Genomic DNA, 18,033 nt, shown 5'->3' with positions numbered 1-18,033 from the left:
CGTCGATCTAGGGAGCGCCTGCACCGGCACGGCAGCCATCCGATGTCAGCGGGTGACCGCCGGCCCGAGCGGCCCTTTCACCGGAACGACCAGTGCTTGTGGCCGAGGAAACTGGTGAACACCGGCACGATCACGCCGACGCCGTGGGCAATCTCGTGCACGAAGCGCGTGACGCCCAGCGCCGGCAGGCCGTAGTCGGCCAGGCCGACGCTCACCGCCCAGGTCTGCGCCACCGCCAGCAGGTTGACCAGCGCGAACTTGCCCGCCGCGTGGTGCACCGGCTGCGCGCCGGGGCCGAAGACGAAGAGCCGCGCCAGCACGAAGGCGGTGACCATGCCGGTGAGGTAGGCCAGCACCACCGCCCCGGAGAACGGCAGCCACTGGCTGTAGGCGATGCGCGAGCCGAAGTTCACCAGCGCCGCGAAGCCGCCGGTGACGAGGAAGGCAAGGAACTGGCGCGACGCGAAGGCACGCATCAGCGTCTGTCGGCGCCACCGACGGTGTCGTTGGCCGCGTCCTTCGCGAGCTGGCGGCCGAAGCCGATGCTTTCGGAGATGCCACGGTCCTCGGGGTAGTAGTACGAGGTGTCGGCCACCCACAGCCCCTGCACCGGCCCGTGCACCGGCGGCAACTGCTCGAGGTGCCCGGGCTCGCACACCGGCTGCGCATGGCGGTAGCGGCTGGCGCGGATGTCGATGAAGTCGCCGTCCTGCAGCGCCGGGTTGATGCGCTTGAGATACCGCCTGACCTTGTCGGTGAAGACGCTGTCGGGCTCCTGGTACTTCGGATGTTCACCCGGCATGTAGAACGGCACGTAGACCACGTGCTGGTCCAGCGGCCGCAGGTTCGAGTACTCGACGAGGCCGGGGATGTCCATCTCCGGGTCGTTGGTGTTGAGCCAGAAGTTCTCGGTGACCGGGCGCTTGAGCTTGGCGATGACGCAGACGACGGCGATGTTCTTCAGCGCGCGATAACGCGCGAGCAGCGCGTCCGGCAGCTGCGGCAGCAGCCGCGGCACGATGGGCATCGGCACGGTGCTGATCACGCGGTCGAAGGCCTCGATGCCGTCGGCCGTGCGCACGCCGACCACGCGCTGCGCGGCGCCTGCCTCCCCTTCCAGCACCACCTGCTGCACCGGGCACTTCAGCCGCAGCTCGCCGCCGCCGGCCTCGATCGCCCGGCGCAAGGCCTGCAGCAGGGTCGCGGAGCCGCCTTCCAGGTAGCCCAGCTTCTCGCGCATCAGGCTGTAGCGCGAGCGCCCGATGCGGCGGATGCGGCTCCAGATCCACGCCGCCGACAGGTTGTGGGCCTGGTCGTAGAACTTGTAGTCGAATAGGCGCCGCCACAGCACCTCCCAGGCCTCGGCGCCGACCCAGCGCCGGATCCACGCGCTGGCTTCGACATGGTCCAGCGGCTTCCAGTCGTCGCGGCGGACACAGGCCAGCGCGTGCAGCGCGTAGCGGATCTTCGCCACCAGGCCCAGGCCCTTGAAGCGCAGCAGCGCGACCGGATTGCTCCACGGCTGCACGCGGCCCTGGTACCAGTAGCCCATGCGCGTGGCGACCCAGCGCATGCGATCGGCCAGGCCCAGTTCCTTCAGCACTTCGAGGAACGCGTGGTCCGAGGTGCAGTGGAAGTGGTAGTAGCGCTCGATTTCGAGGCCGTTGAAGTCGAAGGTGGCGGTCATGCCGCCGACACGGTCGTCGGCCTCGAACAGCACGGGCCGGTGACCGTCGCGCACCAGCTGGTAGGCCACCGCCAGCCCCATCGGGCCGGCGCCGAGCACGGCGATGCGCTGGCCGCCGCCGGCCGAGGGAGCGCTCGCCATCAGAACTCCAGCGCCACGGCGGCGAACTGCGGGTGGCGGAAGGTCTCGTCGATCGCTTCGGCGAACGGCGTGCAGCGCACGCCGAACAGGCCCGGCCAGTCGATCACCTCGAACTCGTCGCGCGCGACCAGCGCCGCCAGCTGCTGCGTGGTGAACGGCGGGTTGCGGTCGACGCAGGACCAGGCCCACAGCAGCGCGTGGAACAAGCCGTACGGGATGTGCACGATCGGCGTGCGCGCACCGATGCTGCGGCGGATCGCGTGGATGATGTCGACGTAGTCGATGCGCTCGTGGCCCGAGATGTTGAAGATCCCGCTGGTCACCGGCTTCTCGATGCAGGCGATGATGATGTTGCAGAAGTCGCCGACGTACAGCGGCTGGCGCATGTAGCGGCCATGGCCGGGGATCGGGAACACCGGCACGCGGCGCATGAAGCGCGCCAGCCAGCCCAGGTGCTTGCGGTCGAACCAGCCGAACATCAGCGTCGGCCGCAGGATCGGGCACGGCAGCCCGCTGGCGAGCACCAGGGCCTCCTGCGCCCGCTTGCTGCGGGTGTAGAAGTCGTCGGCCACCGACTCGACCACCGACGAGCTGATGTGCACCAGCCGCGGCACCGCATGGCGGCGCACCGCGTCGAGGATCAGCCGCGTCGATTCGACGTTGTTGCGCTCGAACTCGGCGTAGTCCAGACCGCCGATCTGCGCCTGCAGCATCACGCAGACGCCGGCGCCGTCGAAGTGGCGTTGCCACTCGCCGGGCGACGCGAGGTCGGCGTATTCGGCGGTGACGCCGGGCTGCAGGCGCTTGAGCACCTCGAGGTTGGCGCGGTGCTTGTCGAGCACGACGATGTCGCGGTAGCCGCGCTCGCGCAGCCGTGCGACGAGGTTCTGGCCGACGAGGCCGGCACCGCCCGGCAGCACGATGCGCGTGCCGCGGTCCGGCGGGAGGGTCATCACGGAGTTCATCATTTCTTCAGGGCCTGGGCCATTGCAGCGGCAGGTGGCAGGCGCCCGCATCGTCCTGCAGCACCAGCGGGGCGCCGGCCGGGTGGTTTGCCAGTTGGTTCGCCCGGGGGTTCGCCAGTTCGTCGACCAGCACGTAGCCGCGGAACCCGGCCCCGCGTGCACGCCAGCCGACGGCCTGCGCGACATCTTCGCGCGGGCCGCCCGTCAGCGCGAAGCCGGCGGTGCGGCCCTCGGCGGTGACGAAGCGCGCGCGTCGCGGTACCGACCGGCTCACCGGATCGAACAACCAGCCACTGACGCGCAGGAAGCGCGGATCGGTGCCGAGCACTTCCACCGCATCGACGAAACCGCGGCACTGCGCGACCGGCCGTGCCGGCGCCGGCTGGCCGAGCTGCTCGCGCAGCCGCTCGAACGGGAACTGGCCGTAGATCGCCAGCCGCGCCTGCTCGGCGTGGTCGGCGGTGCGCCGCAGCGGTTCGTAGACCGGATAGAGGTGCAGCACCTGGTGTTCGTCGCGCACCTGCAGGACCAGCGCCAGCGCACCGGATTCGAGCTCCAGCACCTCGCCCGAACGCGGCTGCAGCGCCTCCAGCTGCGCGTTGAGCATCGGCAGCGCGAACAGCAGGCCTGCGGCGAGCGCGGCGCGCGGTCGCGCGCCGAACCAGCGTGCCAGCGCTGGCGCATGCAGCACCAGCAGGCAGCCCCAGGCCATCAGCGCCGGCGTCGTGTAGCGCGACGAGAAGGCCTGCTCGATGCCGAAGTTGACGCGCCCGCCGGCCGTGGCCAGCGCGGTGGCGCAGAAGTAGGCGATGAAGGCCAGCAGCGCCAGCTCCAGCGCCGACGCCGCCGGGCGGCGCAGCGCGCGCGCCGCGGCGGCCAGCGCCAGCAGCGCGAAGACCGCGCCCATCACGACGGCCAAGGTGCGGCCGTGGTTCGTCATCGCGGCCAGCTTCTGGAACGGCCCGCCGACGTAGGCGAGCCAGTAGTGCACCAGCGCCAGCGGCTGCTCGCGCAGCGCCTGCCCCAGCGAGCCGTGGCCGCGGATCGCGAAATAGCCGTGGAAGTACGCGGCCAGCGTCAACGCGGCCAGCAGTCCCAGCACGGCGATGCGCCGCCAGCCCTGGCGGGTCAACGCGGCGTACAGCACCATCAGCGGCAGCGCCAGCACGCCGTTGGCCATCGTGCCGATCGAGGCGACGCCGAGCACGCAGGCGATCACGAAGTCGCGCCGCGGCGATGTCGGCACGGTCGCCCGGTACAGGAAGTACAGCGCGGCCAGCGGCACCAGCGTGGCGAGGAAGAACTGGCTCTGGAAGGGCCGCGTCAGGTTCTCGAACTGCATCCACTGGAACAGCCAGGCGGCCAGCCCCAGGGTGAACAGCCGTTCGGCGTCCGGCGCGCTGCCGCCGTCGCGCCGGAAGGCGCTGCGCACCAGCGCCGCGAAGAGCGCGATCGCGGCGACGACCAGCGCGTAGTTCGCGACGATCAGGAAGACGGTGCACCCGCCGAAGAGCTCGAAGTCCAGCCAGAACAACAGTCGCGCCAGCACGATGCGGTGTTCGTTGTGCTGCGCCCACCAGATGCCCAGGGACCCCGCCTGCTGGTGCAGCCGGAAGCCGACGATGCCGTCCCACGCGTCGCCGATCGGAACCGGCGTGAACCAGCGCACGCCGCCGTACAGCGCGGCACCGATCATCGCGGCGGCGAAGAGCAGCATCGCCAGGCGCCACGGCCGCGCCCCCGCGCGCCGCAGCAGCGTGCCGGCATTCGCGCCGGCGGCCAGGGTGGGGGCGCCTGCGGCGCCGATCGAGGGGACCATCAGATGTCCATCCGGTTGAAGACGGCGCGCGGCAGGTGCCGGATGACGCCCATGATCAGCGCCCACTTGCCCGGCGTGTAGCACACCGGCGTGCCGCGGGCGACCGCGCGCACGATGTCGGCGGCGACGCGATCGACCGGCGCCAGCGCCCGTCCGCCGTTCGCGAGGTGCGCGGTCATCGGCGTCGCGGTCGGCCCCGGCTTGACCAGCACCACGCGCACCGCCGTGCCGGCGAAGCGGTGCTGCAGGCCTTCGGCATATCGCGCGACCAGGCCCTTGGCGGCGCCGTAGACGTAGTTCGAGCGCCGGCCGCGGTCGCCGGCCACCGAGCCGATGATCGCCAGCGTGCCGCGGCCGGAATGCTGCAGCGGCGCGGCGAAGGCTTCGGCGAAGAGCACCGGCGAAACCGCATTGATCTGCAGCGCGGCACGGTTGGCTTCGAGGTCGGCCTGCACCACCTGCTGCTCCGGCAGGCTGCCGTGGGCGATCAGCACGATGTCGATCGCGCCGGTCGCGGCCAGCGTCGTGGCCAGGGCCTGGATCGCGCGGGGATCTTCGAAATCGGTCGTGCGCACGTCGATCGCCGATTGCGGCGAACGCACCCGCAGGTCGGCGGCCACGCGTTCGGTGCGCGCCGCATCGCGGCCGACCAGCGTCAGCGTCGAGGGGCCTTCGGCCAGCCATTGGCGCGCGCAGTGCTCGGCGATCGCCGAGGTGGCGCCGACGATCACGATGCGGCGCGGGGAAGAGGAAGGAATCGTCATGCCATCACGCGACGGAAGAAGGCCGACTCGATGCCGGGGTCGCGGAAGGCCCGGAAATCGGCATGGCGCGGATAACCCGCCTCGAACAGGTCGCGCGGCATGCGCGCGTCCTTGGCCGGGTAGATCGCGCCGCCGGACTCGCGCAGGATCGCGTCGAGCCGTTCGAAGAGCTGCAGTGTCGATGCGCCGTCGTTCGGAAAGTCCAGCGCCAGCGTCGTGCCGGGCCGTGCGAAGCTCAGCAGGCCGGGACCGGCGCGCTCGCCGAAGGTCTTCAGCACCGCGAGGAACGAGCCGCTGTTGGCGCGCGCGATCTCGGCCAGCAGCGCGGCGGTCGCGGCCGCTGCCTCGCGCGGCGGCACCACGCACTGGTACTGGTAGAAGCCGCGCGGTCCGTACAGGCGGTTCCAGTGCTGCACGCCGTCGAGCGGGTAGAAGAAGGGTTCGCTGTGCACGGTGCGCCGCCCGGTGCGCGACTTGTTCAGCGCGAAGTAGGCGGCATTGAAGGGCCGCAGCGACCAGCGGTTGACCAGCGAGACCGGTGGTGCCGCGGGCACCGACCACTGGCGCTCGCGCGGTGCGCGCGCGCCATCGCCCGCGCCCGCCGCGGCGGCGTTCGCGCGCATGAAGAGCCCGCGGCCCGGGGCCCCGCCGCGAGCGAAGGACAGGCAGTCGATCCAGGCGACGGTGTGCTCCCAGTCCGCTTCGGACGATTGCGCCAGCGCGAAGAACGCGTCCAGCCCGGCGAAGGGCAGCGTCTCGGCGTCGAGCCAGGGGCCGGCCTGGCGCTTGAGCTGCAGCTCGGCCTCAGTGATCAGGCCGGTGAGCCCGAGGCCGCCGACGGTGGCGGCGAACCACTCCGGCCGCAGCGCGGGGCCGCAGTCGATCAGCTCGCCATCGGTGCGCAGCAGGCGCATGCGGGCGACGTGGTCGCCGAAGCTGCCGAAACGGTGGTGGTTCTTGCCATGCACGTCGTTGGCGATCGCGCCGCCGACGGTGACCCACTGCGTGCCCGGCACCACCGGCAGCGACCAGCCGCGCGGCACCATCAGGCGCTGGATGTCGCGCAGCAGCACGCCGGCCTCGCAGCGCAGGCGGCCGCTGGCCTCGTCGAACTGCAGGAAGCGGTCGAGGCCGGTGGTCTTCCAGGCATGGCCGCCCGGGTTCAGCGCGACATCGCCGTAGCTGCGGCCCATGCCGTGCGCGATGCCCGGCAGGCGCGCGGCGATCTGCGCCGGCAGCGGCTGCGCGTGGTCCAGTTCGAGCACGTCATGGTTCCACGTGCCGAGCCGACCCCAGGCGGTCAGGCCGACCATGGCCACCCGACGGCGCCCAGCGCCAGCACGCCGCCGAACAGCAGGCCGGCGATCAGGCTGGGCACGTCCTTGACGGCGAAGACGAGCGGGTCGTCGTGCATCTGGCCGCGGTGGGCCTTCATCCACATGCGGCTGATCCAGAACAGCACCAGCGGCAGCGTGCCCCACACCAGCTCCGGCGCGCGGTACAGGTACTGCACCGAGGCGCTGTTGATGTACAGCGCCAGCACCAGCACCGCGGCGTAGCCCGAGGTCACGCCCATGGTCTGCAGCAGCGGCGAATCGCTGCTGCGGTAGCCGCGCCCGTGCGGCGCCTCGACCCCGGCGCCCGCCTGCAGCGCGAGCTCGGCATAACGCTTGACGAAGGCCAGCGACAGGAACAGGAACACCGAGAACGCCAGCAGCCAGAACGAGAACTGCAGTTGCGCCGCCGCGGTGCCGGCGACGATGCGCAGCGTGTACAGCATGGCCAGCAGCAGGCAGTCGACCAGCACGATGCGCTTCAGGCCCCATGAGTAGGCGCAGGTCGCCAGGAAGTACAGCCCCATCCAGCCGAGAAAGGCCTGCGACACCTGCGCCGCCAGCGCGAAGCCGCCGGCCAGCAGCACGGGCGCCAGCACGACGCCGCGCCACACGGGGATGTGGCCCGACGCGAAGCCACGCTCGCGCTTGCGCGGATGCCGGCGGTCGCTCTCCAGGTCCATCAGGTCGTTGGCCACGTAGACCGCCGATGCACACAGGCTGAAGGCGAAGAAGGCCAGCAGCAGCCGCAGCCAGGCGCCGGCGTCGTCGAAGCGGTGGCCGGCCGCCAGCGGCACGAACAGCAGCAGGTTCTTCAGCCACTGGTGCAGCCGCAATGCGCGGCGCCAGCCGGTGAAGCCCACGCGCGGCGGCGGGAAGATGCGCTCGACCTCGCACAGCGTGCGCGCCTGGCGCGCCAGCGCGGCGGACGCATTGACCACCACCGCGCCGTGCGCCCGTTCCCACACCGGCAGGTCCGCCCGCGAGTTGCCGGCGTAGTCGAAGCCCCGTGCGCCGTAGCGCGCGGCCAGCGCGTCGGCCTTGTGGCGGCCGGACAGGTTGGTGCGGCCGTCGCTGGCGATGACCTCGTCGAACAGGCCCAGGTGCTGCGCGATCGCCTCGGCGATCGACGCGTCGGCCGCGGTGCACAGCACCAGCGTGCGGCCGCCCGCGCGCTGCTCGCGCAGCCAGGCGAGGAAATCGAGGTTGTAGGGCAGGCCCGCCGGGTCGAAGCTCGACCGCAGGGCCAGGCGCTGCTTCAGCAGCGCCTTGCCGCCGGCGAGCCACACCGGGATGTACAGCGTGTCCCAGGGCTTGTCGCGCAGCACCCTGAGGGCCGACTCGTGCAGCATGTCGGTGTGGATCAGGGTGCCGTCGAGGTCGACGACGAGCGGGCGGGTACTCAAGCGCTTCCTTCCTTGCAGCCTCCGGACGGGCCGCCAGCCCCACGAAGGGGGTCGTTTCTTCTGGTTTCCGGCGCACCCGACGCGCCGGCGGGTGCGAATCGTATCAGCGGCGCATGCGGCAAAGCGCCGGCCGCGGCCCTGTGGCGCGCTGCGGGCCCCTTTGGCCGCGCCTTTCGGACGTTGGGGTGGTCAGCCCGGCGGGATCAGCGGCGAGCGCCGCAGCGTCTGGCTGGGCGATTCTCCGAAGCGCTCGCGGTAGCGTGCGGCGAAGCTGCCCAGCTGCAGGAAGCCCCACTGCACCGCGACCTCGGTGACGGTGGTCTCGCCGCCGGGCGCCAGCAGCGCCTCGTGCACGCGGTCGAGGCGGTACTGCTGCAGGTAGCGCTGCGGCGACACGCCCAGGTGCTTCTCGAAGCCGCGCGCCAGCGCGCGCACGCCGACGCCGGCGGCCGCCGCGATGTCGCCGATCGACGGCAGCTCGGCCGCGTGGGCATGGATGTAGTCGCGCGCGCGCCGCGTGCTCAGCGGCAGCGCCGCCGGCTGCTCGAGGTGGTGCGCGTAGTTGTTGGGCCAGGCCAGCAGGATCTCGAACAGCGCCGCGTCGCGCAGGCTGCCTTCGAGCCGGCTGGCGGCGGCCAGTGCGTAGGCGGGCGTGGCCGCCAGGTGCGTCATCACGCGCAGCAGCGCGGCGGTCTGCGGGCTGTGGGCGGGCACGCGTTCGTCGAAGCGCAACGGATGCGCGAGGTCGGAACCGAGCAGCGACCGGCACGCGGCCAGCATCTCGGACTGGCCGACGCGCAGGTTGCGCATCTCCATGTCGGCGGACATGCGCAGCTGCTGCACGCTGTCGGGCGCCATCACCGCCGCTTCGCCCGGCACGTAGGGGCGCGGCTGCACGTCGGTGGCGACGCTGCCGCTGCGCAGGTACGAGAACACCCAGTGGCCATGCGCCTGCGACATGCTGGCCACGGCCGGCTGCCCGTAGCGCACCTCGCCCAGGTGCAGGTGCGCGAACTCGAAGGCCCGCAGGCGCATGTTCAGCGTGTGGCCGCCGCCGCCCAGCGTCAGCGCATGCGGACCGTAGACGCGCGACAGGAAGGCCTCGGCATGCTCGGGCTCGCGCGTCTCGAACAGCGAGACGAAGCGCCGGTCGGCGAGCACCGCCTCCAGCTCGTCGGCCGAAGGCTCGGGCGCGAAGCGGGACTCAGGCGGAACGGCTGCGGCCATCCCGCTTTCTAGAGCAACTCCCCCGCCCCCGCCATCGGGCCGAGTGCGGCCTGTGGCGCAATCGCCCCGCCCCGGACAGGGGGTGCCCCCGCGAATCAGGGCATCGCGACGCCGTCGATGCGGTCCAGGCGCAGCACGATGCGGCTGTACTGCTGGCTGCGCAGCTCGACCCACTGGCCGGCCTCGATCTTCACGACCGCGCCGCCGATCTGCTGGCCGCCGACGTACACATAGATGCCCTTCTTGCTCTCCTGCGCGGCGGCCAGGGCCTGCTCGATGCCCTTGTTGACGTCGGCGGCCATCGCGGCCGACGGCAGCGCGGACAAGGCACCGGCGAGCGGCAGCGTCAGGGCGCCGGCGAGCGCGGCAACGCGGGCATGGCGCAGCGAACGGACGGGAACGGTTTTCATCGGCAGGCCTCTTCGGGGAATGTCGTGGAAGTGTGAAGCCGCGGCATGTTCGCAGCGGCGCGTTTCAGCGCAGCTTCAGGCGCGCTTCATTTGCGGCCGCAACGGGGCCGCCTCAACCGACCACGACGCGGTTGCGCCCGTCACGCTTCGCGCCGTACAGCGCCGCGTCGGCCCGGGCCATCAGCAGCCCGCTGTCGTCCTGCGGCGCCAGCGCCGAGACGCCGAGGCTGATCGTCAGCACCAGGTCCGGCGGCACGCCCTCGCCCCAGCGATGGCGCTCGACCGCGGCCCGCAGCTGCGCGCACTTGTCGGCCGCCTGCTCGATCGTCGCCCCCGGCAGCACCAGCAGGAATTCCTCGCCGCCGACACGCGCCAGCAGGTCCGAGCTGCGCGTGTGCTGGCGCAGCAGCTGCGCGAGGCTGGCCAGCACCCGGTCGCCCACCGCGTGGCCATGGCCGTCGTTGACGCGCTTGAAGTGGTCGACGTCCAGCATCACCAGCGCCAGCGGCGTGGCCGCGGACAGCGCCGCCCGCAGCACGGCGGGCAGCATGTCCTCGATCAGGCGGCGGTTGTGCAGCCCGGTCAGCGGGTCCTCGTGCGCGGCGCGGGCCATCGCCTCGGCCCGCGCACGCAGGCGGTGCTGCTCGATCTCCAGCTCGATGGCCCGCGCGCGCTGCGCCTGGGCATCGTCGCGCGCCAGCGCGAGCTCGCGCTTGGCCTTCTCGAACTCCAGCCGCTCCAGCAGCACGCGGGCCTGCGCGTCGGCGCGCTGCACGAGGTGCTCGCGTTCCAACCTCGCATGCACCTCGTGGTGCGCCAGCGCCTGCGCGGGACGGGCCAGCGTCTTGTTCGACACGTACAGCGCCTGCTCGACCTTGCGGCGGATCTCGGTGTTGGCTTCGGCGGGCAGTTCGCGCAGCAGCGCGTCGAGCTGCGCGACGGCGCCGGCGTGGTCGCCCTCGCGCTGGCGCAGGCTCGCGTGGTCCAGACGCGCGGCGAGCTCCAGCGGCCGGAAGCCCTGGCGTTCGGCCAGCTCGCCGTATTCGGTGATCAGCGCGGCCGCGCCACCGTTGTCGCCGTCCTCGACCAGCGCCTCGGCGAGGTTGCTGAGCGCCAGCACCTCGCGGTGCACGTTGCCGGAGCGGCGCGCGAGCGCCAGCGCCTCGGTGGCATGGTTGCGCGCGGCGCTGATGGCCGCTCCGGCGGCCGCGAGCCGGCCGCCGTCGCGGTGGCCGGTGGCGGCCACCAGGGCGTTGCTGGCCAGGTTGCACAGCGCGGCGAACTGCTCCTCCTCGCCGCCGTGGCTGCGCGCGAGCGTCAGCGCCTCGTGCAGGTAGCGCGCGGCGAGCTCGGCATCGGCGAGCGCCTCGTAGGCCACGCCGATGCGGTTCAGCGCCCAGCTCTCGATGCGGCGGTCACCCGATTCGCGGGCCGCGGCCAGCGCGCGCACCGCGGCATCCAGCGCATCGCGGTAGAGCCCGAGCGCGACATAGGCCATGCACAGCGAGACCAGCGTCTCGGCTTCGCCGGCGGCATCGCCGAGCTGGCGGTACAGCGCCAGCGCGCGCTGCCCGGTGTGCACCGCGCGCTCGGGCTGGCCGAGCCGCCACAGGTTCAGCGTGATCAGCCGGGTGGCCAGGGCGCGGCCGGCCTCGTCGGCGGCCGGCAGCAGCGCGAGCGCCTGCTCGGCACGCTGCAGCCCTTCGCGGTGGTGGCCGCGCCGCACCGCGTCGAGGGCCTGCTGCAGCAGCACCTCGATCGGATGCGGGTCGCGGGTCTTGCTCATCGCGGTACTTCACTCGCCGCGGGCGCGAGCGCCTCAGTATCGGGCGCCGCCGGAACTTCAACAAGCGCCGCGGGGCGCCCCCGGGCGGTGCTCAGCCCAGACGCTTGCGCGCGTTGGCGAACATGCGCATCCAGGGGCTGCGCTGCGCGATGTCCCCGGGCGTCCAGCTCATCAACACGTTGCGGAATACGCGCTCCGGGTGCGGCATCAGCACCGTGAAGCGGCCGTCCGCCGTCGTCACCGAGGTCAGGCCGCCGGGGCTGCCGTTGGGGTTGAACGGGTAGGCCTCGGTCGGTGCGCCATGGTGGTCAACGTAGCGCATCGCGCGGTGCACCGCGGCGGCGTCGCCGCGCTGCGAGAAGTCGGCGTAACCCTCGCCGTGCGCGACGGCGATCGGCAGCCGGCTGCCGGCCATGCCGTCGAAGAAGATCGACGGGCTCTCGAGCACCTCGACGAGGCTGAAGCGGGCCTCGAACTGCTCGCTGCGGTTGCGGGTGAACTTCGGCCAGGCCATCGCGCCGGGGATGATCGGGCTCAGCGCGGCCATCATCTGGCAGCCGTTGCAGACACCGAGCGCGAAGCTGTCGGGCCGGGCGAAGAAGGCGGCGAAGGCTTCAGCGAGCGCCGGGTTGAACAGGATCGAGCGCGCCCAGCCTTCGCCGGCGCCCAGTGTGTCGCCGTAGCTGAAGCCGCCGCAGGCGACGAAGCCCTGGAACTGGTCGAGCCGTGCGCGGCCGGCCTGCAGGTCGCTCATGTGCACGTCGAAGGTCTCGAAGCCGGCCTGCGCCATCGCATAACTCATCTCGACATGCGAGTTGACGCCCTGCTCGCGCAGGATCGCGAGCTTCGGCTTGGCGCCGCCGGCGACGAAGGGCGCGGCCACGTCGACCGCCGGATCGAAGCTCAGCTGCACGTGCAGCCCCGGATCGCCCTCGGCGCCGGCGGCCGCGTGTTCGGCATCGGCGCAGGCCGGGTTGTCGCGCTGGCGCGCGATGCGCCAGCTGACCTCGTCCCAGGCCTGCTGCAGCTCGCGCAGCGGCGCGCTGAACTGCGCCTTGGTATCCCGCCACACCTCGATCGCGCGGCGCTCGTTGGTCTGCCCGACCACATGGCTGTGCTTGGACAGCCCATGCGCGCGCAGCACCGCCATCACCGCGTCGCGATCCTCGCGCCGCACCTGGATCACCGCGCCGAGCTCCTCGTTGAAGAGGGCCTTCAGCGTCAGCTCGTTGCGGCGCTCGCCGACCTGCGTGGCCCAGTTCTTCGAATCGCCGAACTCGGCGCGGCTGTCGCCGATGCCGTCGCCTTCGGTGACCAGCAGGTCGACGTTGAGGCTGACGCCGCGCTGGCCGGCAAAGGCCATCTCGCAGACCGCGGCCCACAGGCCACCGTCGCTGCGGTCGTGGTAGGCCAGCAGCCGGCCTTCGCCGCGCAGCTGGTTGATCGCGGCGACCAGCGCCTTCAGCTGCGCGGGGTCGTCGAGGTCGGGCACGCCATCCTTCTCGTGGCAACCGAACTGGCCGATCACCTGCGCCAGCATCGAGCCCGCCATGCGGTGGCGGCCCTGGCCGAGGTCGATCAGGATCAGGCTGGTCTCACCCGGCTGCAGCTGCGGCGTCAGCGTGCCGCGCACGTCGGCAAGGCTCGCGAAGGCAGTGACGATCAGGCTGACCGGCGCGGTGACCTGCTTGCCCTGGCCCGCATCGCTCCAGCGCGTGCGCATCGACAGCGAATCCTTGCCGACCGGGATGCCGATGCCCAGCGCCGGGCACAGGTCCATGCCGACCGCCTTCACCGTGTCGTACAGCGCGGCGTCCTCGCCCGGCTCGCCGCAGGCGGCCATCCAGTTCGCGCTGAGCTTGACCCGCGGCAGCTCGATCGGCGCGGCCAGCAGGTTGGTGATCGCCTCGCCGACCGCCATGCGGCCCGAAGCCGGCGCATCCAGCGATGCCAGCGGCGTGCGCTCGCCCATGGCCATCGCCTCGCCGCGGAAACCGGCGTAGTCGGCCAGGGTCACCGCGCAATCGGCCACCGGCACCTGCCAGGGGCCGACCATCTGGTCGCGGTGGTTCAGGCCGCCGACGGTGCGGTCGCCGATCGTCACGAGGAAGCGCTTGCTGGCCACCGTGGGATGGCGCAGCACGCTGAAGGCCACCTCGTCGAGCTTGACGCCGGTGAGGTCCAGCGGCGTCTCGCGGCGCTGGACGCGCGTGACGTCGCGCTGCATCTTCGGCGGCTTGCCGAGCAGCACCTCCATCGGCATGTCGATCGCACGTTCGCCGCCCTCGCCGTCCTCGAGGATCAGGTCGGGTGCATCGGTGGCGACACCGACGACCGCGAACGGGCAGCGCTCGCGCGCGCACATCTGCTCGAACACCGGCATCAGGTCCGGGTCGATCGCCAGGACGTAGCGCTCCTGGCTCTCGTTGCACCAGATCTCCTTCGGCGCGAGGCCGCTCTCCTCGAGCGGCACGCGGCGCAGGTCGAAGCGCGCGCCCTTCTGTGCGCCGTCGACCAGCTCGGGGAAGGCGTTGCTGATGCCGCCCGCGCCGACGTCATGGATCGCCAGCACGGGGTTCGTCTCGCCCAGCCCCCAGCAGTGGTTGATGACTTCCTGCGCGCGGCGCTGGATCTCGGGGTTGCCACGCTGCACCGAATCGAAGTCCAGTGCCGCGGTGTTGGTGCCCGCGGCCATCGAGCTGGCTGCGCCGCCGCCCATGCCGATGCGCATGCCGGGGCCACCCAGCTGCACCAGCAGCGTGCCGGCGCCGAACGGGCGCTTGTGGGTCTGGCCGGCATCGATGGTGCCGAGGCCGCCGGCGATCATGATCGGCTTGTGATAGCCGCGCATCACGCCCGCCACGTTCTGCTCGAAGACGCGGAAGTAGCCGCCCAGGTTCGGCCGGCCGAACTCGTTGTTGAACGCGGCGCCGCCGAGCGGGCCCTCGGTCATGATCTGCAGCGGGCTCGCGATGTGCTCGGGCTTGCCGACCGGGTTGCGCTCCCACGGCTCGGCGAGACCGGGCAGGTGCAGGTTCGACACGCTGAAGCCGGTGAGCCCGGCCTTCGGCTTCGCGCCGCGGCCGGTGGCGCCCTCGTCGCGGATCTCGCCGCCGGCGCCGGTGGAGGCGCCCGGGAACGGCGAGATCGCGGTCGGGTGGTTGTGCGTCTCGACCTTCATCAGCACGTGCGCGGTCGCGGCGCGCGCGCCGTAGGCCGGCGCGTTGGTGAAGCCCTGCGGCAGCCAGCGCTCGACCGGCCCGCCTTCCATCACCGCGGCGTTGTCGCTGTAGGCGACGATGCTGTGCGCGCCGGACACCTGCTCGGTGTGGCGGATCATCTTGAACATCGACAGCGGCTGCGGCGCGCCGTCGATGACGAAGTCGGCATTGAAGATCTTGTGCCGGCAGTGCTCGCTGTTGGCCTGCGCGAACATCATCAGCTCGACGTCGCTGGGGTTGCGTTTCAACGCAGTAAACGCGTCGACCAGGTAGTCGATCTCGTCGTCGCTGAGCGCCAGGCCGAACTCGGTGTTGGCCCGCACCAGCGCGTCGCGGCCGGCGCCCAGCACGTCGACGTGCGCCAGCGGCTCGGCCGGCTGTTCGTCGAACAGGTGGCGCGCGGCGTCGCGCTCGAAGGCGACGCTCTCGGTCATGCGGTCGTGCAGCAGCGCGGCGCAGGCGGCCAGTTCGTCGGCCGACAGCGGCTTGGCCGAGCCGAGCAGCGGCGCCTTCAGCTGCAGCCGGAACTCGGTGACGCGCTCGATGCGGTGAATGCCGAGCCCGCAGTTGTGCGCGATGTCGGTGGCCTTGCTGGCCCACGGCGACACCGTGCCCAGGCGCGGCATCACGACGACCAGCGCGCCCTCGGCGCCCGCCGCGGCCGGATCGCCGTACTTCAGTAGGCCGGACAGCTTGTCGAGCTCGCCGCGGTCCAGCGGCTGGTCGCTCCACGCCCAGTGCACGTGGCGCGCAGCGACGCCGGTGATGCGCGGGCTCACCGCCTGCAACCGCCCGAGCAGCGCCTGCGCGCGAAACGCGGAGAGGGCATCGCCCCCTTCGAAATGCATCAGGTGCTTGGCGGCGGCGGTCATGCTGGAGAGGGCCTTCGGGGGAAACCCGGGATTGTAGGGACCCCCGACCGGCCGCCGGGCGTGCCGAAGCACGCCCGGATGCAGGCGCCGCGCCCGGCTACACCGCGTGCGCCGGGTGCCGCTCGTCGCTGCCGTCGAGCCGGAACACCGACACCGCCTCGACCAGCCGCTGCGCCTGCTGGCGCAGGCTCTCCGCCGCGGCCGCCGATTCCTCAACCAGCGCCGCGTTCTGCTGCGTCACCTGGTCGAGCTGGCCGATCGCGGTGCCGACCTGGTCGAGCCCGGTCGACTGCTCCACCGTGGCCGCCGTGATCTCGGAGATCAGGTCGTCGACCCGCCTGACCTGCGCGACGATGTCCTCCATCGCCTGGCCCGCGCTGCCGGCCTGCTGGCCGCCGAGCTCGACCTTCTCGGCACTGGCGCCGATCAGCGTCTTGATCTCGCGCGCCGCCGCGGCGCTGCGCTGCGCCAGCGTGCGCACCTCGCTGGCGACGACCGCGAAGCCGCGGCCCTGCTCGCCGGCCCGCGCCGCCTCGACCGCGGCATTGAGCGCGAGGATGTTGGTCTGGAACGCGATGCCGTCGATGACGCCGATGATGTCGCCGATGCGGCGGCTCGCGTCGCTGATCTGCTCCATGGTCTGCACCATCTGGGTGACGACGTCGCCGCCGCGCTGCGCCGCCTCGGTGGCCGAGCGTGCGAGCTGCGCGACCTGGCGCGCCGAGTCGGCGTTGTTCTGCACCGCGCTGTTGAGTTGCTCCATCGACGCGGCGGTTTCCTGCAGGCTGGAGGCCTGCTCCTCGGTGCGCTGCGACAGGTCCTGGTTGCCCACGGCGATCTGACCCGAGCCGGTGGCGATCGAGTCGCTGCTGCGTCGCACGGTGCCGACGACGTTCGCCAGGCTCTCGTTCATCCGGCGCAGCGCGCCCAGCAGCTGTGCGGTCTCGTCGCGGCCGTTCACCTCGATGCGCGACCCGAGGTCGCCGGCGGCCACCGTCTCGGCCACGCGCACCGCGTCGCCGATGGGCCGCGTGATCGAGCGCGTCAGCCACCACGCGAAGCCGGTGCCGACGACCAGCGCGACGAGGCCCAGCACCAGCATCAGGTCGCGCGTCGTGGCGACCGTGTGCTCGATGCGCCGGCCCGCGCTCGTCGCGAGCTGGCCCTGCAGCGCGCTGAGCGCCTGGACCTCGGCCTGCAGGGCCTCGATGGCCGGCAGGGTCTCGCCGATGAGGCGCCGCGTGGCCTCGTCGCGATCGCCTTGCTGCAGCAGCTGGTCGACCTTGGTGAACGAGGCCACGAAGGCGCCGCGCCGGTCCTTGATGCGCGCCATCAGTGCGCGGCCCTCGGGCAGGTAGACGAGCTTGTCGAGCGTCTCCAGCGCCTCGGTGATGTGCTGCCGGTTGGCGGCCATCAGCTCGCGCACCTTCGCGAGCCGGGCCTTGTCGTCGTGAAAGAACAACTCCATCGTGCGCTGCGCATTGGCGCGCGTCAGGGCCGTCAGGGTCGACGCGGCCTGGGCCTTGACCCACTCCTTCTCGACGATCTGTTCGGTGCCGTCGCCGATGGATTGCAGCCGCATCACGGCGGCAATGGCCATGAGGGCCGTCAAGGCGAGCACCGCGGCGAATCCCGCACCGAGCCGGGCGCCGATGCGCCAATGGCGAATGAAGTTCATGAGACCTCCCTGCGAGGGCTCGAACACCGCCGAACTCGGGAATCCGTGTGGCGGATTCGCGTCGGCGGCATGAGCCGGAACACGTGGGCAACGGGGTCTCGGTTGCGAGTGCCGGCATCGTGCCGGCCACGCGGGGCGGGCAATCTCCTGAACAAGAAGGATGACATGTCGCTTTCAACCCGATTGCGACGCAGAAGAATGGTTGATTCGCGCGCGCGCTCCGCGCATCATGTTGAAAGCGGTTGCAGTCGCAGGGCCCGACAGATCCACCCACGGGTCGGGCGTTCCTCGCAATGCCCCCCGTAGAAGAAAACGGCGGCAGGAGAGGAATGAAGCGACCCCGATTCCAATTGGCGGTGACCGACACGGCACTGCGCGACGAATTGGCGCGCCTATTGCAGGCGGCCGGCTACGAAGTCCGCACCGACATCGACGGTCATCAAGACTCCGACTTTGCGTTGCTCGAAACCAGCGAGCTCGCGCAGCGGCACGCCACCTGGCAGCAGGCGATCCAGACCAGCCGCAGCATCGCCACCGCGGTCGGCATGCTGATGGAACGCCACGGGCTGTCGCCCGAGCACGCTTTTGATGCACTGCGCCGCCAGGCCCGCACTGAGCGCACCCAGATGGTGCAATTGGCCCGCGACATCGTCGCCGGGAGCGCGCGGTTGCTGACCCCCGGCCCCCCGCCGGCAGCGTGAAAGGCCGGGTGGGATAATCCCG

General features: G+C 71.8%; 13 protein-coding genes. 1 reads left to right on the top strand and 12 read right to left on the bottom strand.

What is annotated here, in order from left to right; all coding sequences use genetic code 11:
• Positions 1 to 77 precede the first annotated feature (77 nt).
• The 12 genes from P1K89_RS00735 to P1K89_RS00680 form a co-directional block, all read right to left on the bottom strand.
• Positions 78 to 476, bottom strand: coding sequence for a GtrA family protein (locus P1K89_RS00735; RefSeq protein WP_284614434.1), 399 nt, complete (start codon positions 474 to 476; stop codon positions 78 to 80).
• Positions 476 to 1,828 (bottom strand): NAD(P)/FAD-dependent oxidoreductase, encoded by a 1,353-nt coding sequence (locus P1K89_RS00730; protein ID WP_284614433.1) that lies wholly within the window; start codon positions 1,826 to 1,828, stop codon positions 476 to 478. Before P1K89_RS00730 ends, P1K89_RS00735 begins: the two co-directional genes overlap by 1 nt.
• Entirely contained in the window at positions 1,828 to 2,781 is a 954-nt protein-coding gene (locus tag P1K89_RS00725) for an NAD-dependent epimerase/dehydratase family protein (protein WP_284614432.1), read from the bottom strand. Before P1K89_RS00725 ends, P1K89_RS00730 begins: the two co-directional genes overlap by 1 nt.
• 19 nt (positions 2,782 to 2,800) lie before the next feature.
• Positions 2,801 to 4,612, bottom strand: coding sequence for a hypothetical protein (locus tag P1K89_RS00720; RefSeq protein ID WP_284614431.1), 1,812 nt, complete (start codon positions 4,610 to 4,612; stop codon positions 2,801 to 2,803).
• On the bottom strand, positions 4,612 to 5,376 hold the full coding sequence (locus P1K89_RS00715) for an SDR family NAD(P)-dependent oxidoreductase (RefSeq protein ID WP_284614430.1): 765 nt from the start codon (positions 5,374 to 5,376) through the stop codon (positions 4,612 to 4,614). The genes P1K89_RS00720 and P1K89_RS00715 overlap by 1 nt, the downstream gene beginning before the upstream one ends.
• Positions 5,373 to 6,689, bottom strand: a complete 1,317-nt coding sequence (locus tag P1K89_RS00710) for an FAD-binding oxidoreductase (RefSeq protein WP_284614429.1) — start codon at positions 6,687 to 6,689, stop codon at positions 5,373 to 5,375. Before P1K89_RS00710 ends, P1K89_RS00715 begins: the two co-directional genes overlap by 4 nt.
• Positions 6,677 to 8,116: a UbiA family prenyltransferase gene (locus P1K89_RS00705; RefSeq protein ID WP_284614428.1), complete on the bottom strand. Its 1,440-nt coding sequence runs from the start codon at positions 8,114 to 8,116 to the stop codon at positions 6,677 to 6,679. Before P1K89_RS00705 ends, P1K89_RS00710 begins: the two co-directional genes overlap by 13 nt.
• Positions 8,117 to 8,305: 189 nt before the next feature.
• Entirely contained in the window at positions 8,306 to 9,343 is a 1,038-nt protein-coding gene (locus P1K89_RS00700; RefSeq protein ID WP_284614427.1) for an AraC family transcriptional regulator, read from the bottom strand.
• Positions 9,344 to 9,438: 95 nt separating this feature from the next.
• Positions 9,439 to 9,753: a hypothetical protein gene (locus P1K89_RS00695; protein ID WP_284614426.1), complete on the bottom strand. Its 315-nt coding sequence runs from the start codon at positions 9,751 to 9,753 to the stop codon at positions 9,439 to 9,441.
• Between the two features lie 112 nt (positions 9,754 to 9,865).
• A complete protein-coding gene (locus P1K89_RS00690) occupies positions 9,866 to 11,539 on the bottom strand; it encodes a GGDEF domain-containing protein (protein ID WP_284614425.1) in 1,674 nt (557 codons plus the stop codon).
• Between the two features lie 91 nt (positions 11,540 to 11,630).
• Complete coding sequence (gene purL, locus P1K89_RS00685; protein ID WP_284614424.1) at positions 11,631 to 15,632, bottom strand: phosphoribosylformylglycinamidine synthase; 4,002 nt, start codon at positions 15,630 to 15,632, stop codon at positions 11,631 to 11,633.
• A gap of 97 nt (positions 15,633 to 15,729) precedes the next feature.
• Positions 15,730 to 17,310 carry a methyl-accepting chemotaxis protein gene (locus tag P1K89_RS00680; RefSeq protein WP_284614423.1) on the bottom strand — a complete coding sequence of 527 codons (1,581 nt, stop codon included), beginning with the start codon at positions 17,308 to 17,310 and terminating at the stop codon, positions 15,730 to 15,732.
• Between the two features lie 329 nt (positions 17,311 to 17,639).
• On the opposite strand from P1K89_RS00680, the gene P1K89_RS00675 reads away from it, so the two are divergent.
• Positions 17,640 to 18,011 (top strand): ANTAR domain-containing protein, encoded by a 372-nt coding sequence (locus P1K89_RS00675; RefSeq protein ID WP_284614422.1) that lies wholly within the window; start codon positions 17,640 to 17,642, stop codon positions 18,009 to 18,011.
• Positions 18,012 to 18,033 lie beyond the last annotated feature (22 nt).

The sequence above is a fragment of the Aquabacterium humicola genome (genome assembly GCF_030167915.1).
Taxonomy (GTDB): Bacteria; Pseudomonadota; Gammaproteobacteria; order Burkholderiales; family Burkholderiaceae_C; genus Pseudaquabacterium; species Pseudaquabacterium humicola.
The sequence above is the reverse complement of the archived record's forward strand: the minus strand, read 5'-3'. Positions and strand labels throughout refer to the sequence as shown.